Source organism: Capnocytophaga haemolytica (genome assembly GCF_001553545.1).
Taxonomy (GTDB): Bacteria; Bacteroidota; Bacteroidia; order Flavobacteriales; family Flavobacteriaceae; genus Capnocytophaga; species Capnocytophaga haemolytica.
Genome location: NZ_CP014227.1, coordinates 1,334,903 through 1,356,125 on the forward strand (window position 1 = coordinate 1,334,903; position 21,223 = coordinate 1,356,125).

Annotated in this window: 29 protein-coding genes; 28 read left to right on the plus strand and 1 reads right to left on the minus strand. The window is 41.6% G+C overall.

Features of this window, described 5'->3' with window-relative positions:
• The first annotated feature begins 1 nt into the window (after position 1).
• The 28 genes from AXF12_RS05915 (at position 2) to AXF12_RS06050 (ending at position 20,768) form a co-directional block, all read left to right on the plus strand.
• Positions 2–655 (plus strand): hypothetical protein, encoded by a 654-nt coding sequence (locus AXF12_RS05915; RefSeq protein ID WP_066429172.1) that lies wholly within the window; start codon positions 2–4, stop codon positions 653–655.
• 12 nt (positions 656–667) lie between these two features.
• A complete protein-coding gene (locus tag AXF12_RS05920; protein ID WP_066429174.1) occupies positions 668–1,144 on the plus strand; it encodes a DUF3127 domain-containing protein in 477 nt (158 codons plus the stop codon).
• Positions 1,145–1,156: 12 nt separating this feature from the next.
• A complete protein-coding gene (locus AXF12_RS05925; protein WP_066429176.1) occupies positions 1,157–1,408 on the plus strand; it encodes a hypothetical protein in 252 nt (83 codons plus the stop codon).
• A 2-nt stretch (positions 1,409–1,410) separates the two neighbouring features.
• On the plus strand, positions 1,411–1,659 hold the full coding sequence (locus AXF12_RS05930; protein ID WP_066429177.1) for a hypothetical protein: 249 nt from the start codon (positions 1,411–1,413) through the stop codon (positions 1,657–1,659).
• Positions 1,656–2,045, plus strand: a complete 390-nt coding sequence (locus AXF12_RS05935) for a hypothetical protein (protein WP_074860707.1) — start codon at positions 1,656–1,658, stop codon at positions 2,043–2,045. Before AXF12_RS05930 ends, AXF12_RS05935 begins: the two co-directional genes overlap by 4 nt.
• 17 nt (positions 2,046–2,062) lie before the next feature.
• Complete coding sequence (locus tag AXF12_RS05940; RefSeq protein ID WP_074860704.1) at positions 2,063–2,836, plus strand: KilA-N domain-containing protein; 774 nt, start codon at positions 2,063–2,065, stop codon at positions 2,834–2,836.
• Positions 2,837–2,868: 32 nt separating this feature from the next.
• Positions 2,869–3,285 (plus strand): hypothetical protein, encoded by a 417-nt coding sequence (locus AXF12_RS05945; RefSeq protein WP_066429178.1) that lies wholly within the window; start codon positions 2,869–2,871, stop codon positions 3,283–3,285.
• A 17-nt stretch (positions 3,286–3,302) separates the two neighbouring features.
• A complete protein-coding gene (locus tag AXF12_RS05950) occupies positions 3,303–4,037 on the plus strand; it encodes a hypothetical protein (RefSeq protein ID WP_066429179.1) in 735 nt (244 codons plus the stop codon).
• 153 nt (positions 4,038–4,190) lie between these two features.
• Complete coding sequence (locus AXF12_RS05955) at positions 4,191–6,470, plus strand: DNA methyltransferase (RefSeq protein WP_066429181.1); 2,280 nt, start codon at positions 4,191–4,193, stop codon at positions 6,468–6,470.
• 216 nt (positions 6,471–6,686) lie between these two features.
• Positions 6,687–7,658, plus strand: a complete 972-nt coding sequence (locus tag AXF12_RS05960; protein ID WP_066429183.1) for a DUF6291 domain-containing protein — start codon at positions 6,687–6,689, stop codon at positions 7,656–7,658.
• Positions 7,555–8,460: a hypothetical protein gene (locus AXF12_RS05965; RefSeq protein ID WP_143325000.1), complete on the plus strand. Its 906-nt coding sequence runs from the start codon at positions 7,555–7,557 to the stop codon at positions 8,458–8,460. Before AXF12_RS05960 ends, AXF12_RS05965 begins: the two co-directional genes overlap by 104 nt.
• 22 nt (positions 8,461–8,482) lie before the next feature.
• Complete coding sequence (locus tag AXF12_RS05970) at positions 8,483–8,674, plus strand: hypothetical protein (protein ID WP_143324999.1); 192 nt, start codon at positions 8,483–8,485, stop codon at positions 8,672–8,674.
• 22 nt (positions 8,675–8,696) lie between these two features.
• Positions 8,697–8,897, plus strand: a complete 201-nt coding sequence (locus AXF12_RS12085; RefSeq protein ID WP_143324998.1) for a hypothetical protein — start codon at positions 8,697–8,699, stop codon at positions 8,895–8,897.
• A 13-nt stretch (positions 8,898–8,910) separates the two neighbouring features.
• Entirely contained in the window at positions 8,911–9,126 is a 216-nt protein-coding gene (locus AXF12_RS05975; protein WP_066429191.1) for a hypothetical protein, read from the plus strand.
• A complete protein-coding gene (locus AXF12_RS05980; RefSeq protein ID WP_082752977.1) occupies positions 9,101–9,544 on the plus strand; it encodes a VRR-NUC domain-containing protein in 444 nt (147 codons plus the stop codon). Before AXF12_RS05975 ends, AXF12_RS05980 begins: the two co-directional genes overlap by 26 nt.
• 19 nt (positions 9,545–9,563) lie before the next feature.
• On the plus strand, positions 9,564–9,830 hold the full coding sequence (locus AXF12_RS05985; protein ID WP_066429193.1) for a hypothetical protein: 267 nt from the start codon (positions 9,564–9,566) through the stop codon (positions 9,828–9,830).
• A gap of 1 nt (position 9,831) precedes the next feature.
• A complete protein-coding gene (locus AXF12_RS05990; protein WP_066429194.1) occupies positions 9,832–10,476 on the plus strand; it encodes an antA/AntB antirepressor family protein in 645 nt (214 codons plus the stop codon).
• A gap of 192 nt (positions 10,477–10,668) precedes the next feature.
• Complete coding sequence (locus AXF12_RS05995) at positions 10,669–10,854, plus strand: type II toxin-antitoxin system HicA family toxin (protein ID WP_066429196.1); 186 nt, start codon at positions 10,669–10,671, stop codon at positions 10,852–10,854.
• Positions 10,855–10,901: 47 nt separating this feature from the next.
• A complete protein-coding gene (locus AXF12_RS06000) occupies positions 10,902–11,309 on the plus strand; it encodes a hypothetical protein (protein WP_066429197.1) in 408 nt (135 codons plus the stop codon).
• A 391-nt stretch (positions 11,310–11,700) separates the two neighbouring features.
• Positions 11,701–12,045 (plus strand): hypothetical protein, encoded by a 345-nt coding sequence (locus tag AXF12_RS06005; RefSeq protein ID WP_066429199.1) that lies wholly within the window; start codon positions 11,701–11,703, stop codon positions 12,043–12,045.
• 4 nt (positions 12,046–12,049) lie between these two features.
• A complete protein-coding gene (locus tag AXF12_RS06010; protein ID WP_066429201.1) occupies positions 12,050–12,757 on the plus strand; it encodes a phage regulatory protein/antirepressor Ant in 708 nt (235 codons plus the stop codon).
• 365 nt (positions 12,758–13,122) lie between these two features.
• On the plus strand, positions 13,123–13,443 hold the full coding sequence (locus AXF12_RS06020) for an SH3 beta-barrel fold-containing protein (RefSeq protein WP_066429205.1): 321 nt from the start codon (positions 13,123–13,125) through the stop codon (positions 13,441–13,443).
• A gap of 99 nt (positions 13,444–13,542) precedes the next feature.
• Entirely contained in the window at positions 13,543–13,743 is a 201-nt protein-coding gene (locus tag AXF12_RS06025; RefSeq protein WP_066429208.1) for a DUF6722 family protein, read from the plus strand.
• Positions 13,744–13,898: 155 nt separating this feature from the next.
• Positions 13,899–14,384 (plus strand): hypothetical protein, encoded by a 486-nt coding sequence (locus AXF12_RS06030; protein WP_066429210.1) that lies wholly within the window; start codon positions 13,899–13,901, stop codon positions 14,382–14,384.
• 256 nt (positions 14,385–14,640) lie between these two features.
• Positions 14,641–15,330, plus strand: a complete 690-nt coding sequence (locus AXF12_RS06035; RefSeq protein WP_066429212.1) for a phosphoadenosine phosphosulfate reductase domain-containing protein — start codon at positions 14,641–14,643, stop codon at positions 15,328–15,330.
• Positions 15,308–16,027 (plus strand): ParB N-terminal domain-containing protein, encoded by a 720-nt coding sequence (locus AXF12_RS06040; protein ID WP_066429213.1) that lies wholly within the window; start codon positions 15,308–15,310, stop codon positions 16,025–16,027. The genes AXF12_RS06035 and AXF12_RS06040 overlap by 23 nt, the downstream gene beginning before the upstream one ends.
• A gap of 22 nt (positions 16,028–16,049) precedes the next feature.
• On the plus strand, positions 16,050–16,499 hold the full coding sequence (locus AXF12_RS06045) for a hypothetical protein (RefSeq protein WP_074860698.1): 450 nt from the start codon (positions 16,050–16,052) through the stop codon (positions 16,497–16,499).
• A 15-nt stretch (positions 16,500–16,514) separates the two neighbouring features.
• The gene (locus tag AXF12_RS06050; RefSeq protein ID WP_066429214.1) at positions 16,515–20,768 is read left to right on the plus strand and encodes a tape measure protein; all 4,254 of its coding nucleotides are present in this window, start codon (positions 16,515–16,517) and stop codon (positions 20,766–20,768) included.
• Between the two features lie 92 nt (positions 20,769–20,860).
• On the opposite strand, the gene AXF12_RS06055 is transcribed toward AXF12_RS06050, so the two are convergent.
• On the minus strand, positions 20,861–21,151 hold the full coding sequence (locus tag AXF12_RS06055) for an AAA family ATPase (RefSeq protein ID WP_066429215.1): 291 nt from the start codon (positions 21,149–21,151) through the stop codon (positions 20,861–20,863).
• Positions 21,152–21,223 lie beyond the last annotated feature (72 nt).

Genomic DNA, 21,223 nt, shown 5'->3' on the forward strand with positions numbered 1-21,223 from the left:
GATGAAAGAGTTAGATTTAAGAAATACAAAGATTTACGTAAATGGCAAATCAAAAGAATTGCAAGAGAAGTTATTTAAAATGGGTTGTATTTGGAAAGATAGTAGAAACAACACGGTAGCAATCTATTTAGAATGTCCATTTATTTACATAAATAGTAAATTAGAATTATTTGAAGGAAATAATATGAATGTCTTTTGTAATACAGAACGAAAAGAACTCCAAGTTCAAGATGTTTTAGATTATGAAATACCTAAAAAAGATTGGAAAGAAGAATTAAAAGAAGGTAATATATGTCTAAGATTTTGGGATGAAATAGGCAAATTAGGTGTTGACTGTAAAAATATTCCTAAGAAATCTTTGTTTTATTTTGACAAAGATCAACAAGATTTGGTGGATGAAGTAGTTTTTAAATTACAACTTCACCTTGAAATGCTGCGCTTTGCAGAGGTGAGGAATGGAGACTGGGAGCCTGATTTTGAAAATGACGCTATAAATATATTTGGATTACATATTAATGTAAGTAATGTAGTAGAGGTATGTTGTAGTTATATAACTATTGACGGTTATATAAATCAAGTAGTATTTAAGTCAGAAGAGATTGCTCAGGAGGCATTAGAAGAATTTGGAGAACGAATTAAAGAACTTTATTTATAAATCATTACAAAAATGGAAATACAAGGTATCATTAAACACATCGGACAAACGCAAGTATTAGGAGCTAACGGCTTCGAAAAAAGAGAATTTATTATCACCACTGAGGGGCAGTATCCCGATATAATCCTATTTCAGTGCATAAAGGACAAATGCGCACTCTTAGACACGGTACGCGTGGGGCAGTCAGTTCGTGTATCTTTCAACATTAACGGGCGTGAGTGGACGAACTCACAAGGGCAAGTGAAAATCATTCAAAGCCTCAACGCTTGGAAAATAGAGACGGTGCAAATCACCAATGTGGCTCATCAGGGGGCAGTTCAAAGTACACAGTACTCAGGGCAGAGTGCACAACCCGCAGTGCAGAGACAACCGGCACCCGTTCCACAGCAAGCCACACAGGCTGCAACAGCTCCACAACAAACGTCAATGTTTGACAATTATGGACAAGCCCCCGCAAAGCAAGAAGAGGACGACGATTTGCCTTTTTAATCAATAACAAAGATGAAAGAGACAAAAAACGCAAAAGCAATAGAGGAGCTTTATAACGTGCTCAAACGCCACAGCAAGCAACTGCAAATGATGTATGATGAACTGCAAGAAGCATACAAAAAGGCAGGGAATGATGATTTTAGTAAGGACTCAGTTCTTATTATCCGTTATAAGTTAGAGTTGTCAGAGGAGAACGCTTATGCTGGGATAGATGTATTACGTATGAAACAGAATTTAAATAACAATAACATTAAAAATAAGTAAAAATGAATGTAGAAAAATTAACAGAGGAAATGGTACAAGAATTAGCAAAACGCGCTTTTGAGAAAATTAAAAAGGAAAAAGCTCATTTGAAGATGGAAATAACATTGTCAAAAGGCGAGCAAAACAATATGGTTCGTGCAGAAGGAGATAAAATGGCATTAACACTTATGATTGTGAATCTTCTTAAAAGTAATAATGATTTAAGGGACCTTTTTGAAACAGCTATAACCATAATGCAAGTAGCAGAATGACCATTGAGCAATATACAGAGGAGTTACAGCAAATACAATCATACCTTGAAATAGAGGTATCGGACAACCCTGAGGAGTACGCCGAGCGTATCCGCACCCTTGCGGTGTATATGGCACGTAGTGGGCAAATGCTGGCAGATGCAAAGCGGTTGTATAATGAGAAAATGCACTCTGAAATGATACAACTCATTAGGCAGCTGACAAAGGAACACGGCGTATCAATGGGTGTGCAAAATGCCCTTGCTAAAGCGTGCGCCTCAGAGGAACAATACCTTGTCGATTGGTGCGAGCGTGTTAATAGGAGTTGTACGCACCAAATAGAGGCGATGCGCTCGCTGCTGTCAATGGAGAAAGAACAGCTGAGGATTGCAAAAACAGGATATTAATAAACACTAAAAAGAATATGACAACAAACGTGAATATGATTAGAAAGATGGGCGACTTTGAAGTTACCCAGCGCACGAAGGACGGTATGTTTAACGCTACGGCGTTACTCAAACAATGGAACGAGTTTGTAAAAACTCAGAGAAGTTTAAAACCCCATAATTCTGGGGAATTAGAAAATGATGCTGAAAATCAAGAAGTTCTAAATAGGGGGATTTCCCCCTATTTAAAAAATAGTTCTGAAAATCAGTTGTTTGCGCAAAAGGAGTTAAACGATTTCTTTTACAACAACACTACCAAAGACTTCATAAAAACCATTATGCAGAAAGAGAACCTCACAGATGTGAAAGAGGTGTACAGAGCACACAAAGGAAAATACGGAGGCACTTGGATGCACCCGATGCTATTTATTGACTTTGCTATGTGGCTCAATCCTTCATTTAAGTACGATGTACTAAAATTCGTCTACGATGAAATGATAAAGTACCGAAACTTTGCGGGTGATACTTACAAAGAGCTGGCAAGCTCCATCGGGCGGGTTGTCCCTAAATCGCTAATGATTACAGCGATGAAGAACGTAGCACAAGCGCTGAATTACATCGTATTTAATGAGCACAAACACGGCGTCCGTAATGATTACGGCACTGAGGACAAACAGCACGAATTATACGAGCTACAACGCAAAGTAGCCGCACTCATTGAAGAAGGTTTTATAAAGAGCTTTGAGCAATTGATGAACTACCTACGTGAGACGTATAAGAGAAAGCACCTGCAGAAGGTGTTTGTAAGCTAACACAGAATATTAATATTTAATTTATAAACATTATGGAGAACCCATTTAAGAAAATCGAGAACAAAAGCGAGCGTGTTAGACTATTAAGGGACAACGCCGTAAAAATGGAAGAGCTGTCTTATCCAAAGACACTCAGTAGCGAACAACTTTCAGAGATGAAAGATGAGCTGGCAAAGCAGGATATTTCTCTGCAAAAGCTCGAAGATGAGAAAAAGGAAGTCACCGCCGATTACGCACAGCGCATCAAGGTTGCCAAAGCAGAACGCAACGTTGTGTTACACTCTATCCGCACAGGGGTGCAAGAGGTTACCGAGACCGTGTACCTTATTGATGACCAAGACGAGCGCAAAATGTACGTCTATAATGAGGACGGCGATTTGATTTCGTCCCGACCTCTAAAACAAGAGGAGCGACAAATGACAATCAAGCTCACAGGAACGTTTAACTAATTAAAATCAGTAACAAAATGCAAGAAAAAGAACAAAAAATCAGTATCAACGTTGAGAACGGGGTTAAGGAAGTAGTAATCCGTGAAGGTGAAGCCGCTCGCCTATTAGATGAAAAAGCACCCCTAAAAGCGGGTATTTCAGGCACACTGGACGCACCCCTCGAGTACATCACCCAGCGCCTCGAGCAGTTCGACCACAAGCGCGCTCATATCCTTGTCGATAGGGAAAATGCCTCTATCACCCTCGTGATTAATGAGAATGACCCTTACCGAAGGGATGAGATTAAGGGCGCGCTTGAAATGCACCCCGCGTTCCAAGCCTTTGGTATCAATGCTGGCAAAGTATGGACACCTACACAGCTGGGAATGTTCTTCAAAATGAACCGCGCGTATTTTGCCGATAGAGCAGAGAACCTAAAACTCGTATCGGAGCTAATGAACTTCACGGCGACGGTCAATAACTCTATTGAGCGTTCGATGAATGAGAAGGGCAATCGTACGGACAACTTTGAACAGGTGGTAAACTCAAACCTACCAGCGTCGTTTGTACTGAATATTCCGATAGTCAAAGGTGGGCAAGCTGAAAAGTTAGAAGTCGAAACCTTTGCACAAGTGGACGGGCGAGAAGTATCCTTTGTGCTTTTATCACCCAGTGCCCGCGAGCTGACTACAACCCTTTTAGATAATGCCATTGATGGCATACTACAAGTCATCAGGGATATAGCTTCTGACATAGCTATTATTGAGCAGTAGAAATTGTTATTATTAGTTTTATCGTGTTTAAAATGGTAAGCAAGCACGTTCGAGGCGTACACGGGGTTCAAGTTCCCCGCTTGCTGCAAAGCAATTGCATTTTATAAACGCTGTTTTAGTAGCGCGCGGACTAAAACACTAAAACAGATAAAAATGGATTACAATGATTTTTTAAAAACAAAGCAACGCAAAGTCATTAAAGCGGGTTTTAAGGTAACCGGTGAGGAGTTAAACAGTAACTTGTTTGACTTTCAAAAGTACATCGTTACAAAGGCGTTAGAGGCGGGGCGTTATGCCATCTTTGCCGATTGCGGGCTTGGTAAGACGATTTCACAGCTCGAATGGGCACACCAAGTAGTAAAACATACCGAAAAACCAGTGCTTATACTTTGCCCGCTGGCGGTCTCAGGGCAAACCATTCAGGAGGGCGAAAAGTTTGGCATTGAGGTACGACGCTTGAAAGCTGAAAGCTCAACCCCGCAGACGGCGACGGACATCGAAGCTGGTATATACATCACCAACTACGAGCAACTCGAAAAAATAGACGTTACACCCTTTGCGGGGGTAGTGCTCGATGAAAGTTCCATACTGAAGAACTTTACAGGCAAATACAAACGCCTTATCATTGAGAAGTTCAAGCAAACGCCCTACAAGCTATGCTGTACAGCCACACCAAGCCCGAATGATCTCAATGAAATAGGCAATCACTCCGAGTTCCTTAACGTTTTGGACGCTCAGGATATGCGTGCCAAATGGTTCGTAAGAGATGAGGGAATGAATAACTATCGATTGAAGGGACACGCTAAAAGCGATTTCTATGGCTGGGTGAGTTCGTGGGCTACAATGCTCACCAAGCCCAGCGATATAGGGTTCAGTGCTGAGGGCTATGATTTGCCTGCGCTCAATTACATAGAGCAGCAAATACAAACACAGCTCAAAGAGAACGGCAAACTCTTTAACGATACTTCTGTAAGTGCCACAGAGTTTAACAAAGAGCTGAGAGTAACCCTACTGCCTCGTATGGAAGCCGTAGCCGAGATTGTCAACAGCAGCACCGAGAGCTTCATTATTTGGGTCAATCAGAACGAGGAGGAAAAAGAGGCGTTAAGGCTTATACCTGACGCTGTGGCAGTCAATGGGAGCGAACCCTCAGAGAAAAAAGAGGAAAAACTATTAGGCTTTGCAGCGGGTGCGTTCCGTGTGCTGGTAACCAAAAAGAAAATTGCACAATTCGGAATGAACTTCCAAAACTGCCACAATCAGATATTTGCAGGGCTTGACTTCTCATTCGAGGGACTATATCAGGCAATACGAAGAAGCTACCGATTTGGGCAAACAAAGCAAGTAAACATCTATTTAATCACAACGGACACAATGGAAAACGTAAAAGCAAGCATAAACAAAAAAGAACGACAATTCAAAGAGATGCAAACCGAGATGAATAAATTCATCAACGGCAACGCCTTCGGGCTGCTCGATAGCTACGAGTTCAAAGAAGTAAAGAATGAATATTATCACCTGATGAAGGGCGATAGCTGTATCGAAATAAAGCGCATCCCTGACAACTCAGTTGATTTAATCATATTCAGCCCGCCGTTTAGTTCTTTATTTACTTATTCGAACTACATCCACGATATGGGCAACAACGAAAGCCACGAGGAGTTCTTTAAGCAATACAGCTACCTGCTCAAAGATTTGTACAGAATATTAAAAGCAGGTCGCCTGATGGTATGCCATACGAAGGACCTCGCAGTATACAAAAATTCAAGTGGCTACACAGGTATGTATGACTTTACAGGCGAACACCATCGAGCCGTTGAGCTGGCAGGCTTTAAGTATCATTCAAAAATCAATATATGGACAGACCCCGTACTTGAAATGCAACGTGCTAAACCACAACGGCTATTATATAAGCAAATCCGTAAAGATAGTAGCTATTCAGGGGTAGGTATGCCTGAGTACTGTACTGTATTTCGCAAATGGGAGGGCAATGAGGAGGATTGGACTCCGATAAACAACAAGAACAAAGAGAATTTCCCATTAGATGTATGGCAACAATGGGCGTCGCCTATATGGAATGTAGAAAAGGAGGATATAGAGTACCTTAATGAAATAATGAAAGAGTACAGAGTAAACACGTGGTTTGATATTAAGAGGACCGATGTACTCAACAATCGAGAGGGGACGGCTATGGGAGATGAAAAGCATATTGCGCCCTTGCAACTTTCAGTTATCCGCAAATGTGTACAGATGTGGTCAAATGTAGGTGAGACGGTTTTTACACCTTTCTTAGGCATTGGTAGCGAGGTGTATGAGGCAGTCAAGCTCGGGCGCAAAGGCATCGGGATAGAACTCAAAGACAGTTATTTTGAAACCGCCGTGAAGAACGTCAACAAAGTAATTGACGGCAAAAGACAATTAACACTGTTTTAAAATAAGAAGCACCCCAGCGGTGAAGTGCGAATGAAGCTGCCCGCTGGGAGTGTTTAACAATAACAACAATTAAGATTTGGCGAGGAAGTTGCAAGGGGCAGCACTCACGATAACGCCCAAAGGGGGCAGGAGGTTATCTAACGGAGAGACGATTGCAATTTCAGACCTTAATTCGGAGGGAATTAATAACAATCTTAAACAAAAGTACATTCTATTATGAAACGAGACAGTTTTATTTTTTACGCCTCTTTTTGGGACGCTATCAAAGAGTTGCCGAGAGATGTTCAGGGAGAAGTGCTCACAGCCGTAATTGAGTACGGCCTATATGGAGAAACAACTGAACAACTAAAGCCAGTCGCACGGGCGATTGTAACTTTGATAAAGCCACAAATAGACGCTAACAACAAAAGGTATGAGAATGGAGTTATGGGCGCAGAACACGGGAAAAAAGGGGGTAATCCTAATTTTAAGAAGGGAAAGCCAAATCCTTATTATTCAGGGAGTAACGAGGATAAAGATAACCCCAAAGATAACCCCAAGATAACCCCTAAAAAACCCCAAGATAACCCCAAGATAACCCCTAATGTAAATGATAATGTAAATGTTATTTCTTCTTTTTCAAAAAAAGAAGCAAAAACGCGCGAGCAAAAAAAAGAGCCGCCGACTGAAAATTTTGACGAGCATTTAAACGCCGATGACAATTCAGGCTTAAACGCCTTCGGCGATGAAAGAAAAAAAGTTGCGCCAAAAAAAGAAAGCGAATGCCAGCGGGCAGAAGATAGCCACGATGGGGCAAAAACGCACGAAACGGGCGAAATTATCGAGTTTGATAGCGAGGGCAACCAAGTATACCTCTCGACTGAAAAAACGCCGAAAAAAGCACGTTTCTGCAAACCGACAGTCGAGGAGATTAGAGGCTACTGCTGGGAGCGTGGCAACAACGTAGATGCGCAGAAGTTTTTCGACTACTATGAAAGCAACGGCTGGAAGGTAGGGCGCAATCAGATGAAAGACTGGAAGGCTGCTGTACGCACTTGGGAGCGCAACGGCTTTGATAACAATAACACACAAACACAAAAAGCAAATGGAAGCACAAACACAAACGCTACAAACAGTCAGCAACAGCCCCAACGCATTGGGCGAACCTCAATCGAGGATGTTGTTAGAAGTGCAACAGGCTGGATCTAAGTCGGAGCTTGACTTTATACGAGCCTCGTTCACTCAAACGCAAATCAGAAAAATTAACACTCCCGAAACAGTGCAGGTGCTCGGGGTGCTACTATCACAAGCCTCAACCCTTGCAGGGGTCAAAGAGGGTATACAGGACTTTGCAAAAAACGACATTAAAGATTTGATATTTAGCCGCTTTGGAGGCTTGTCGTTAGAGGAAATCGCCTACGCCTTCAAGCTCGAACGGCAACTGGCATATCCTGTAAAAACAGAACATTACCAGTTTTTCTCCACTGAGTACGTAGCAACCATTTTGGGCAAATACGAAGAATGGAAACGGGAAAAACGCAAAGTGCATAACATCGACCCTGAGAAGAAAGCGTTACCACAAAAAGAGCTTTCGGACAAGGAAAAAGTATTATCATTTCTCGTCTACCTGATGAATGATTTCGAGTATTACAAAGCACACAAGTCCCTACAATTCGCAGCGTTTAGGCACTACCTGCCATTGTTTTACTTGGGGCTACTGCCTGAGCATACGGAAGAGTTCAAGGCGCAAATCACCCTTCGGGCAAAAGAGGCGCTCAGGCGTGAGATGCAAGCAATGACGGATATAAGAGAGCGCCGAACGATAAAGCAAATCATCGAAGGACAAATGGACGACGATGGAAGGCTCAAAGGAATAGGAAGGGAAATTATACTTTGCGATTTCTTCGATAGCATCATCACAGAAGGAAAAGATTTATCGCAAATGATTGATGAGAAAATACACGGGAAAAGCGATGCAGAGATTTTGCAAATGATAAGATACAGCAGATAGACGTATGAGAAAGAGAAGGAAAATGACACACATAACGCAGGAGGATGAAGCTAAAATCATTGACTTATTCCTTACTGAGAATGAAAATACAACGCGCGTTATTTCTGAGAAGTTAGGCGTTTCAGCGTGGCACGTAGATAGGGTATTAAACAACTACCTACAAGGCAAAGTAAGGAAAGCCGTTGTTAATAGCTATATCAGATACCAAGAATAAAACAGACAAAAACGATAAAACGATGAAAAGAAAAAGATTAAAACCAATAACAGAAGAGCAGAGAAATCAGATCATAAGGGCGTTCAGGAGCTGCAAAGAGAATGGAGCGCCTACCATAGCGGCGATGCTTGGGGTAACAGTGCACCAAGTGAACCGCGTGATAAGTGAGTTCTTAAAACACCGTGAGCAACTTATGATCATCAAAAACCATATAACATTCTAAAAACACATAAACAATGAAAGAGACCATAAAAGCACTCAAAGAAACACAAATGCAGTTAATGATAGAGGCAAATGATTGGATAGAAGCCCAACGCTTCGAGGCAGACGATTACCGTATGCCCGATGAGGAATACGCCATCGTTGGCGAGTATATCAATAGCATTGTAAATACCTTAAACGCACAAAAACGACTAATAAAATATTATGAAACACATAACGATGAAGAGTAAAGAAGCCCAACTCCAAACCGCCTGCGTGCGCTGGTTCAGGTTGCAGTATCCTGAGTATGCACACCTGCTCTTTGCCGTACCCAACGGAGGCAGTCGTAACGCCATCGAGGCGCACAATCTCAAACTGCAAGGAGTAACGGCGGGGGTATCCGATTTAATACTACTCGTGCCCTCGCACCCGTGCCCGTTCCTCTGCATTGAAATGAAGGTAGGGCGCAACAAGCAAACAGCAGCACAAAAAGCCTTTCAGCAGCAAGTTGAAACAGTCGGCGGCATCTATGTAGTCTGTTACAGCTTTGAGCAGTTCGCAGGAGCTGTAAGTGCCTACCTCACACCATCACCCGAGAAAAGTAGCTTTGCAGGAATCACAGAAGCACAAATACAAGCCTTTTTAAAAAAGCAAGAAAATAAACATTAACATTTAAAATTGTCAAAATATGCTTGAAAGAATTAGAAAAGCAGTGGAAGAAACCACTCATCGCAAACTATATGAAAAAAGCTACAACCTCAAACTATTTTGCGGATTAGCTGCAAAATACTCTCTTGCCACACAAAAGGAAATGGCAGAGTTCTATGGTGCTGTAAGTTCCTCAGCTTCTTACTATCTAAAACAGCACGCGCAAATGATGTCTAACATCGAATATAATGCGCTTTTTAAAGAAGCTGAGAAAAGAATTTTAGAGGCAGTTAATGAGGAGAAATAAGATGAAAGAATTAATCAAAATCACAGAACAAAACGGAGTGCAAGCAGTGTCTGCACGTGAATTACACAAGTTTTTAGAAGTAGGCAAAGACTTCTCTAACTGGATTAAAGATCGTATAAACAAATACGATTTTGTCGAAGGGATAGACTTTGAGGTTTTCGCCAATTCTGGCGAAAACCCTAACGGAGGGCGTCCACTCATAGAATACGCACTCACCCTCGACACCGCCAAAGAAATCGCAATGGTAGAAGGTAACGAACGAGGAAAGCAAGCGCGCCGCTACTTCATTGAAGTAGAAAAGAAGTACAAAGCCCGCCAGCTATCACCCGCTGAGTTCCTTTTGCAACAAGCACAAATGTTAGTAGAGCAAGAACGCAAACTCCAGCAAGTACAGCAGCAAGTAAATACCATAGAAGCAAAACTCACCACGCGCCCTGAATACTTCTCAGTAGCAGGATATGCCGCACTCCATAAAATCGACTGCGGGCGACAACTTGCCAGCTCTTTGGGGCGCAAGGCTACCAAAATATGCAAAGAGCGCAATATCCCTACTGATAACATCACCGACCCACGATTCGGATATGTAAAGACATACCCCGCGCACGTACTTAACGAAGTATTCAACCTTCCTATAACAAAGATTTAAAGACATCGTTTGTTGTTATTTTTTCATTGTTACGGAAAGCCACTGCATACCTATAAACGCAGTGGCTTTTTAGTGTTTAAAATCAATTACTTGCATTAATATGTTACAAATACAACAAAATACTTTACAAAAAACTTGCGTAGGAACAAAAACGTTCCTATCTTTGCAGTGTGAAGTTAAAACAGCAAGCAAATGAAGGTATCAGAGTTAAGACGGAAATTAGAAAAAGCAGGATGGTATTTATACCGCAGTGGCTCAAACCACGACATCTATCGCCACAAAGACAGCGACAAACAAATTCCCTTAGAGCGACACCAAACTAAGGAAGTCGCCAAAGGTACAGAAAGGGCAATATTGAAGTTGGCAGGACTTCTATAACTCCCAACTCAAAAAAGAATAACAACAAACACAAATGAATTACAGCAATGAAAAAGAAAATTAAAATTATTGTAGAAAGGACAAATACAGGTTATAGCGTGTACGCTCCTGACGAAGAAGGAATATTTACCGTAGGCAGCGATTTTAGCGAACTTCGTGAAAATGTAGCCGATGTGATTAATATCCAAGCCGATTTTTTAGATGAAAAAGGACGGCACGAGGAAGCTGCTGCATTACGCACCGCAACACCTGTGTATTATTTGGATATAGTGCAGTTCTTTGAGCACTTTTATATGCTCAATAAAACCGCCTTTGCCCACTATATAGGTATGAATGAAAGCTCAATGCGCAAACTCAGTGCGGGGCTTGTACCTCTTACTGACAGCAAAGCCGCAAAAATAGAAACGGGCTTGCATAGATTGGCAAAAGAGTTCAATTCAGTAGCCTTTGCCTGATATAGATTGTAGTTTTAATTTTACACCTTAAAAGCACTATATACGTATGTATGTGGTGCTTTTTTTGTGCTCTTATTCAGTATTTAAGTACTACTTAACAACTGAGTTTATATATTTACAACTCACTACATTACAACTACTTATAGTCGTCTGTTAAATATATAACAAAATTTTTTCAAACTTTTTTGCTAAAATACTTGACACGTTAAAAATTATTCGTACCTTTGCAGCGTCTAAAAACTGAGAAGGTATTTATACCTTAATATTAAGAAAATATAATATTTAATAACTCACGGCGTGAGGGTGTAGCTATATAGTAATATGTAGCAAAAACGAATAAACTCGGTTTTTAGACAGCACCTACTCACGCCGTTAAATATTTTATAAACAAATGTCTAAAAACCAAACAACCGCACCAATCGCAAATGTTAGTAACGAGGTGCACAGCGAGGCAGCCGCTTCAATCTTAGAACTCTTACCAAAGGTTGAACGCATCGGCTCAGAATTAGAAACTAAGGTGTATAATCTTAACAGCACAAAAAAGCACCTTTTTAACTTGCTTTCAGAGGCAATTGGCAAACTACCAGACGAGCACCAAATGGACTTATTACCCTTCGTTTGGCAACTAATGACCATTGACGGCGTACTATCTGAGTGCATCACCCCGAGAGACTTCTGTAACTTAGAGGACTTCATCTATTACACAAAAGAATTATTAACCCTTAGCAATATATAGTATTATGAAAGAGTTAGTAAAATTCGAAGCAAGTGCACCACAAACAATGTCAAGCCGCGAAATCGCAGAACTGACAAATAAGAGGCACGACCACGTAATAAGAGACGTTGAAAATCTGAATAATAGCTATGAAAAGTTAGCCCTCCCCAAAATTGGGGAGGGGTATTACACCCACCCTAATACGGGTAACCAGCAGCACAGAGAGTTCAGATTAACCAAAATGCAGACGCTCGACCTTTTAACGGGTTATAGTGCTGAGTTGCGTATAAAAGTCAATCGCCGATGGGCAGAGCTTGAAGAAAAGGCACAAACGCCCCCGCCAGCTATACCGCAAACATTCGCAGAAGCTTTGCGATTAGCAGCAATGCAAGCTGAGCGGTTAGAGTTGCAAGCCGCTGAACTGAAAAAGCAAGCCCCAAAGGTAGCCTACTTTGATAACGTGCTACAATCAGAAAGCACATACCCTACTACCTTAATCGCAAAAGAGTTAGGTATGAGTGCTATAAAACTCAACCAGCGTTTGCATCAATTAGGGGTGCAGTACAATCAAAGTGGCGTGTGGGTGCTTTATAGTCAGCATCAGGACAAAGGTTACACAAAAACCATCACCCGTACATTTGTCAGCAATGAAGGCAAAGAGCATACCTCAATGCTCACTGTATGGACTGAGAAAGGCAGATTGTTTATTCACAACCTCTTAAAAAGTAGTTAATACACCCACCATTAACCAACCACCACCAAATAACAAATAACAAACAAATAACAAACACGATGAAAAACGATTTAACAGCATCAGTATTAGAATGCATACAAAAAATAGATAATATAAGAGAAGGCATTGAGGACAAACGCAAAACTTGCCAAGAAAAAAAGCACACTTATTCGATTGTCTGAATATACTTATAGACAAGTTGCCTAATGAGTATCAAACAAAAATGCGCTACGACCTCAAAGCATTAGAACTTCTCGTTGAGTGGCAAACTCAACTACACTTATTTTACGAACTTGGTAAAATTAAAATACACGCTGATAAAGCAAAAGAACTATTAATGTCTAACATTTAATATTTTACACACAATGAAAAACGATTTAAAAACCATTATGCGCCTCGCTTGGCAGTTCTTTCGCCAAACCCACATCGCATTCTCAGAATGCCTCAAAAAAGCGTGGGCAAACTACAAACTCAAAAAAGCAATGCAAAAGAGCATCGTACGCTTCTATTTCCAAAAAGTAGACGGCACAATTCGCGAGGCTTGGGGCACACTCTCAGAGGCACTAACACCCCAAACCAGCACCACTAACAACCGCAAACCAAACGACACCGTTCAGGTCTATTTCGATACAGAATGCCACCAGTGGCGTTGCTTTAAAAAGTTCAATATCATACAATTAGCATAACACTAAAAACATACACCGCAAAATAATTACTTAAATATTTGCACACCTCAATAAAAAGTTGTATCTTTGCGGTGTATTTAAACAATTACCATTCGCATTATGAAAAAAGAATTTGGTAAGTGGCTGTTAGATATAGCCAAATACATTGTAACAGCAGTGTTTATATCAAACACATTAGTCAGTACAGAAAATAGCATATACGCCTATATAGGCGGCGTTTTAGCTGTTTTTATCACAATGGCAGTAGGTTTGTTTTTGCTCAAAGAACCACAAGCAAAAAAAAGACCCTCAGAAGAATAACAAACGAACAAATAACAAAAAAAGATAGAACTATGGGCATATTATTATTTTCAGGCTTTATTTGCCTAATCGCAATTGTAGGGGGCTGGTACGTTACTTGGTACGACCGTAAAAGCCAGCACTCAGAAGAACCAAACCTATAAAAAGACAAAGCAATGACAATAAAAGTAAACGGCAAAGACGTAGAGGCGTATCGGCTCATTATGAGAAAAACAAACGCCCTCGATATACTAAAAGGCACTAAGAAAATCGAAATACGAGATTTCAGTAAAACATACGGGGATATGTTTATCGACCCTGAGAAAGAAAAAGTATACCTCAAAAAGATGGAAGAACCCGACTTTGAGTATATAGATAAAAATGGGGTCGCTGAATGTGATAAGATATATAAAGATACAAAGTATATCTATTTCACCAACTATAACAACTCTTGGGACTTAGTAGCTGAGATAGAACAAATATTTATGTTGTGGTTTACAGACGACGATATGGAATTTCTCAGTAAAGAACTCAATTTTCACGACCTTGAAGAAAGCTATAAAGAATACAAAGCAAATGGACACGATGACAACGAAGATGGGACACCTGCTTTCTTTGCGATTGAGTTAAAAGGGGTTGTATCTCATCGAGGGCTTGCATAAAGCTACAAAAACAGACTAATATAAGAGAACCTAATAGAGAGGTTACACGCTGCAAAGGTAGTGTGTAACCTCTTTTTGTATTTATTGTTTAATTATTTAATATTTAATGTTATGCCAGAACCTTACGCAGTACGTTGGACAGGTGGTAAGAGGCAAGTGTATCGAACAAAAAGAGACTTCGAATATGGTAAGTTATCTTCATTTGGGACTACCAATAAGAGATTAGACCGTAGTTTCGGAAAATAGTTAATACACTATGCAACTCAACCACGCACACCAAGTCATTGAGCAACTCGCTCAAAAAACAAGCAAAGTGGTACTATTTCACTCAATGAGTGGCAAAGATAGTATCGCTTTGCTTAACCTCTTATACCCCCACTTCGAGGTAACCTGTGTATTTATGTACGTAGTCCCTAACCTCGACCACATCAACCGATATATGAACTACATCAACGAGAAGTACCCAAAAGCAAAAATCATACAAATACCACACTTTGCCGTATTCTCATACATCAAAGCAGGCTATTTAGGTTGCAAGCAGAACGAAAAGCAAAAACTCTACACACTCGCCGACCTCACCGATAGCATCCGCACACGCACAGGCATTGAGTGGGCTGTATTTGGCTTTAAACAATCCGATAGTATGAACCGCCGTATAATGCTGCGCACCTACGAGCTTGAAGCCATCAACGAAAAAAACAAAAAGTGCTATCCACTATCCAAATACAAAAACAAAGACATACTCCATTACATCGAAACCAACAACCTCATACCACCCGAACGTTACGGGAATAGTCAGTCATCAGGCACAAGCATAAATGACCTTGAATACTTATTATTCCTCCGCAACCACTACCCGCGCGACCTCCAAAAGATAATCAACGAGTATCCACTCACAGAACGAATATTATATGAGTACGACTATGAAAGAACTAAAACAGAGTGAAACCCAAACCATACAACGTTCCCAAATACATCTCAATCCCTACAACCCTAAAAAGCACACCGACAAAAAGATAAAAGAACAACTCGCAAACTTCAAAAAAGTAGGCTTTAACGGAGGCATCAAGTGGAACAAAACCAGCGGCAACCTCATTGACGGGCACCGCCGCCTAATGGCTATGGACTTGTATTACAAATACGATGGCACCCCCGCTACCGACTACCAGGTAAAAGTAGAAGTCGTGGAGTTTGACCCCAAAACCGAAAAAGAGCAAATGACCTACGAAGCACTCGGAAATACCCGCGCCGATTATGCCCTTGTAGCCGCCTATATTGATGAAATAGACTACAAGAACATAGGATTATCCGATGAAGACTTGTCGGCTATTTCTGCTCTTATAGCTACTGATGTACCTCCTGTGGTTGAAACCATAGACGATTTCATAACTCCCACACCCGCAGAAAACGCTCGTGCGGCTCGCACCTCAGAAGAACCCTCCTATGAGGACAAGAAAGAAAAAGTCAAAGCAATGAAGCAGCAAATCCGAGAACAAGCCATAGAGCGAGGGCGTAATGAAGAAGCATACCTTACCCTATCATTCACCTCTCACCAAGCTAAAAGCGACTTTTGCGAACTGCTGGGCATCGATCCCGACAGCCGATTTGCCAAAGGGGAAGACGTCCTCAGTATCATAGAATAACATAATAAAACAAACAATCCCTATGAGTACCAATAGAAAAGCACCCAAAAACAGCAAAAAACCTACACTCAGAAAATTTACAGAAGTAGTAGAAAAGTGCGGCGGCAACATCTCGTCCATAGCCCGCACCTTTGGCGTTAATAGGCTAACAGTATACGAATGGGGCAAAGCAGACCCCGACTTCCAAGCCGTCATTGACGACCAGCGCGGCAAAATACTCGATGAATGCATATCCATTTCCCGAGTACTCGCACGAGGTATACCAATTTATGACGAACAAGGTAAAATCATAGGTTGGACAGAGCGCCCCGATAGCGGAATGGTACGCTACCTAATGAGCACACTTGGACGCAAAGAAGGATTTGGCGAGAATGTGGATATAACCACTAACGGCGGCAGTATCGCCCCCGCCTTCAAAATCGAAGTCATCGACCGCCGTGAACAAGTTATCACAGAAGAAACAAACTCCTAATACAAGCAAATAATTATGAATAATAACGAAGGAAGCATCAATTTTGAAATAGGATTAGATACTAAGAAATTTCAAGACAATTTAAAAGAAATAGAGCGTAAATTCAAGGAATTAGAGGAGAAATTCAACAAACCTAACATTCCTACACCTGAAATCCCCAAAATACCAGACGCTCCCAAAGCCACCAGAGAAGCCCAAGCCCTTGCAGACGCATTAAGAAATGTAAAGCGAGTAGCTGGCACACTCTTCGTGCTCGGAGGCGCACAACAATTCGTCTCACAACTCGTGAACGTACGCGATGAGTTCCAGCGCCTCGAAATCTCATTCGCTACAATGCTACAAAGCAAGGACAAGGCAAACAAGCTAATGGCTGAGATGGTAGACCTCGCCGCACACACACCTTTCTCAATGACAGAAGTAGCAGAAGGTGCAAAACGACTGCTCGCCTTCCAAATACCAGCCGAACAAGTAACTGACACCCTCCGACGTATGGGAGACGTAGCGGCGGGGCTTTCTGTGCCTATGTCCCAGCTTATCCACGTATACGGACAAGTAAAAGCACAAGGGCGACTACTCACCAACGACCTCTACCAATTCACCAACGCAGGTATCCCTATCATCGCCGAGCTATCCAAAGTAACAGGCAAAGCTGAGAACGAAATCAAGGATATGGTAACCGCTGGCAAAATAGGCTTTTCTGAGATACAACAAGTATTTCAGAATATGACCAATCAGGGTGGGCTATTCTACAACCTCACCGCCGAGCAAAGCAAATCACTTGGAGGGCAAATCTCCAACCTTAAAGACAACATCGAACAGATGTTTAACGAAATGGGCAAAGCCACCGAAGGCACTATATCCTCAGCCATCTCAGGCGTCGCCTACCTCGTTGAGCATTATAAGCAAGTAGGTAAAGTAATATCGGTACTTGTTGCCACTTATGGTACTTACAAAGCATCTCTCATAGCTCAGGGTGTAGCTCAGCAGATAGTAACCAAATACGGAGTAATAGATGCAGCGACTAAAAAGCTCCAAATACGCGCTACTATCCAAGCAATGCTCGCACAAAATAGCCTCACCAAAGCAATGCTCGCTAATCCCTACACCCTTGTAGCAGCAGCCGTTGTAGGGCTAATTGCAGCTATTTGGCAGTTCTCCAACGCTACCACTGCCGCCGAACAAGCACAAGAGAGCTTCAACAAGGAAATGAGCAAACTCTCCGACCTTCGCGACAAAGAACGCCAACAAGTCGATGACCTCCTCAGCACCCTCAAAGACGAGACCAAATCACGAGGCGAGCAAAACCAAGCACTCCTAAAATTGCAAGCCCTCTACCCCGCTATATTCAAGCAGTATCAAACCGAAGCCGAACTCCTCAATAAAATAGGAGAGGCTCGCCAAAAAGCATACGCCGATATAGATGAAAGCGATGCGAAGCGTAAAGAAGACTATGTAAGAAGGTTAGAGGATAGACTAAAAACACTCAAAGACAGCTCAGCAAATGCAAACGGCACAGACCTTTATAGTGCCTACAAAAAAGACAAAGAAATACAAGCAGTAGAAGCCGAACTTGCCAAAGCCCGCCGAGCCACAGCGTGGACAAAAACACAGAATAAGATAAACGAACTCTCTAACCTATCCCCCGAAGAGCAGAGACGCCAGCAAGCACTCATCCGCGAGGAAATCAACCGCCGTAAGAACGCACAAGTTGGAGTAGGTCAAAAGCAAATACCTCTCACAATGCCAGCCTTTCAGTCCACAGGCTACGAACAATTCGACTTCAAAGATTTAGGGCTTATCAATCAAAAAACAGATAGCTTCCTTAAAGTCTCAAAAGCACAAATTACTACCTTTGACGACCTCTTAAAGAAAAGAGCTGAGTTGCAGAAGGGCATAAACAATATCAAGGCACAACTAACAGCCAAAGGAGCTAACGTCAATGATGAAACCCTAAATAAACAATTAGCCGAGCAAGAAGCCGCCCTCAAAGCTGTAAACACTCAAATCGAAAAACTCGAAACCAAAAGCACTAAGAAAGGCGGCACTAAAACCACAAAAGCTGAAAAAACGCCCTACGACATTGAGGCAGAAAAACGCCGTATTGAGCGACAACAGGAAGACCTTCATTTTGCTAATGAAGAACAACGCATACAGCAATTAGAGGAAGGATATGACAAAGAAGACGAACTTATTCGTCTCCGTTATGAGCAACGCAAAATCAACATCCAGCGACTTGAACAGGACGCCCTCGCTACACTCATTGCCGAGCGAAAAAAACAATACGAATACGAGCACGGTAACGCCAAAGGCTTTGACCCTTCTGTCGTACAACTCGATGAAGCAACCAAAGGCGAGTTTACCCAAATGCGTAACTACAACGAAGCTGAAAAGCTCCAAGCGCAGGACAAACTATACCAAGCACTCCTCGACAAGTACAAAACCTACGCCGAAGAAGAAGCCTCCATTAACAAAAAGTATGCAGAAGAGCGCGCCGCATTAGAAAAACAGCTCACAGGTGAAACCCTTAAACAACGCCTCGCTGAAAGCAAAAAAGCCCAAAACAAAGAACTCTTCGAACTCCAAAGGAAATACAAAGCAGAAGGTAAAATTGTTGGACGCCTCTTTGAGGATTTCAGTAAAAAGAGCCTTAAAGACCTTGAAGAACTCTTTAAAGCAGCAACGGAAGAGTTCGCAAAAGTAAAAGATGAACTCGACCCTGACAACCTTGCAGCATATACGAACCGCCTTGAACAACTCAAAGAAAAACTAAGAGACACACGTCCATTCTTCCAACAATTCGCACAGGATATTAAAACAATGTTCGGCGGCAAAGGAGTGGAGAAAGGAGAGGCAGCAAATCGCTTTGTTAAAGGGTTAGGAAGTCTCAGCAATATGTCAGGTTCGCTCACCAGCTTCGTAGGCGACTTATATTCAATGTTTGGGGGTAGTGGTCTCAAACAAGCCAACATATTAGGGCAATCTATGACTAATATGCTCAGCGGTGCAGCATCATTTGCAGGCTTAGGAGCAACATTAGGTACGGCTGTCTCTGCTGGTTCATCCGCAGGACCTATTGGAGCCGCCATCGGCGCAGTCGTTGGTTTAGCCATCGGCGGTATCAAAAGTGCTATAAACAATATGGCAGAAGCCCGTGAGGAGGCCGCAAGAGTGGCACAGTATGCAAAAGACACTGCTCTATTCCTACAACAACAAAAATGGTCAGACGAATACATTTACAAAGAAAACAACAAAGAAGTATTTGAAGATAAGAAAATAGAGAGAGCACGTAAACAAATGCAAGAGCTTTCGAGGCTGTCAGCAGATATGAAGAACAAGATAAACAATGAACTTCGTGGCATAAGAGTATTAGATTGGGTAGAAACTCACGGAGGAATAAAAAGTTGGTGGAAAAAAACAACTGACCATCATAAAGATATACTCGATAAATACAAAGAGATTGTAACCAAAGAAGGGGATATTAATGTAGAACTCGCCAAAAATCTTATAAAGCAGGAGTTAGTTCGAGATGAGCACCTTGAACAATTAAAAAAGATGGTCGCAGAGCAAGAACAAATTAATAAGCTCCGAGAAGATATAAACAAATACTTCAAAGACGTATTTGGAGAATTTGGTAACGACCTTATTGACGCGGCTTGGGACGCTGTAAGGCAAGGTGAGGACGCTATGAAATACTTTGGAACAGCCGTAGAGAAGATTGTTTCAAAAATAGGTAAGCAGCTTATATTAGAAAGTTTCTTTAAAGATAAGTTAGAAGAAATAGCAAATAAGGCAAAGGGAATTATAGGAAGCAATAATGCAGACAGTGAGAAAATGAGGAGTTTACAAACGTTGTTAGCCTCAGAAAAAGGAGCGTTAGAAAACAGAGTGAGAGGAGCTGAATTTTGGTTTAAAGAATGGCAAAAAATGGAAAAGGATTTAGGTATTGCTCCTGACGACACTAAACAGCGCACCGCCCAAACCAAAGGCTTCCAAGCTATGGGGCAGGATACAGCTAACGAACTCAATGCCCGCTTTACCCTGATGACAGAGCTGCAACGTGTTAGTAACGAGGAAATCAAAAAGATGACCGCCTCAGCACTCAAAGCAAAAGAGAATCTCGACACCCTCCGCGAGAACTCTTTAAAATCGCTGTTCCATTTGGCAAATATCGACGCTAACACTTACACCCTTCACCAAATGAGCAAAGATATGGCAAATATCAAGAACTCGTTTGAGGAAATCAAGTTGCACGGAATAAAAGTGAAGTAGGGTAGTGAAGAAGGTTTATTTTAAGGGAGAACTTACCACTGTGGTTACCACTGAATTTTGTAGGTTGTTGATTGTTAAGAGAATAAAGCGTGTTATTTTACTTCATCAAGAAATAAAAGTGTTTTCCCTGCCTCAATAGGTGTGTTTGCTATAACTTCAATCTCTTCAATGATACGTTTGACGTCTAAATCCTTCTTAAATAAGCCTATAAAATCGGGTTTGAACTCAAAATTAACTTCTACATAGTGTTCGAATTGCTCGGCGAGGTGTCTTACAGCTGTGGATTTACCTATTTGTAGTGCTCCTCTGAGCAGTATAGGCATTCGGTCGGTACTTGTTGCCCACTCTTGAAGATGGGTGTCTATGATTCTTTTATAATACATATTCTTATGTGTGTTTCGTATTGAGGCTGCAAAGATACTAAAATAATATTTCATAAAGACTTTTCTGGTTGT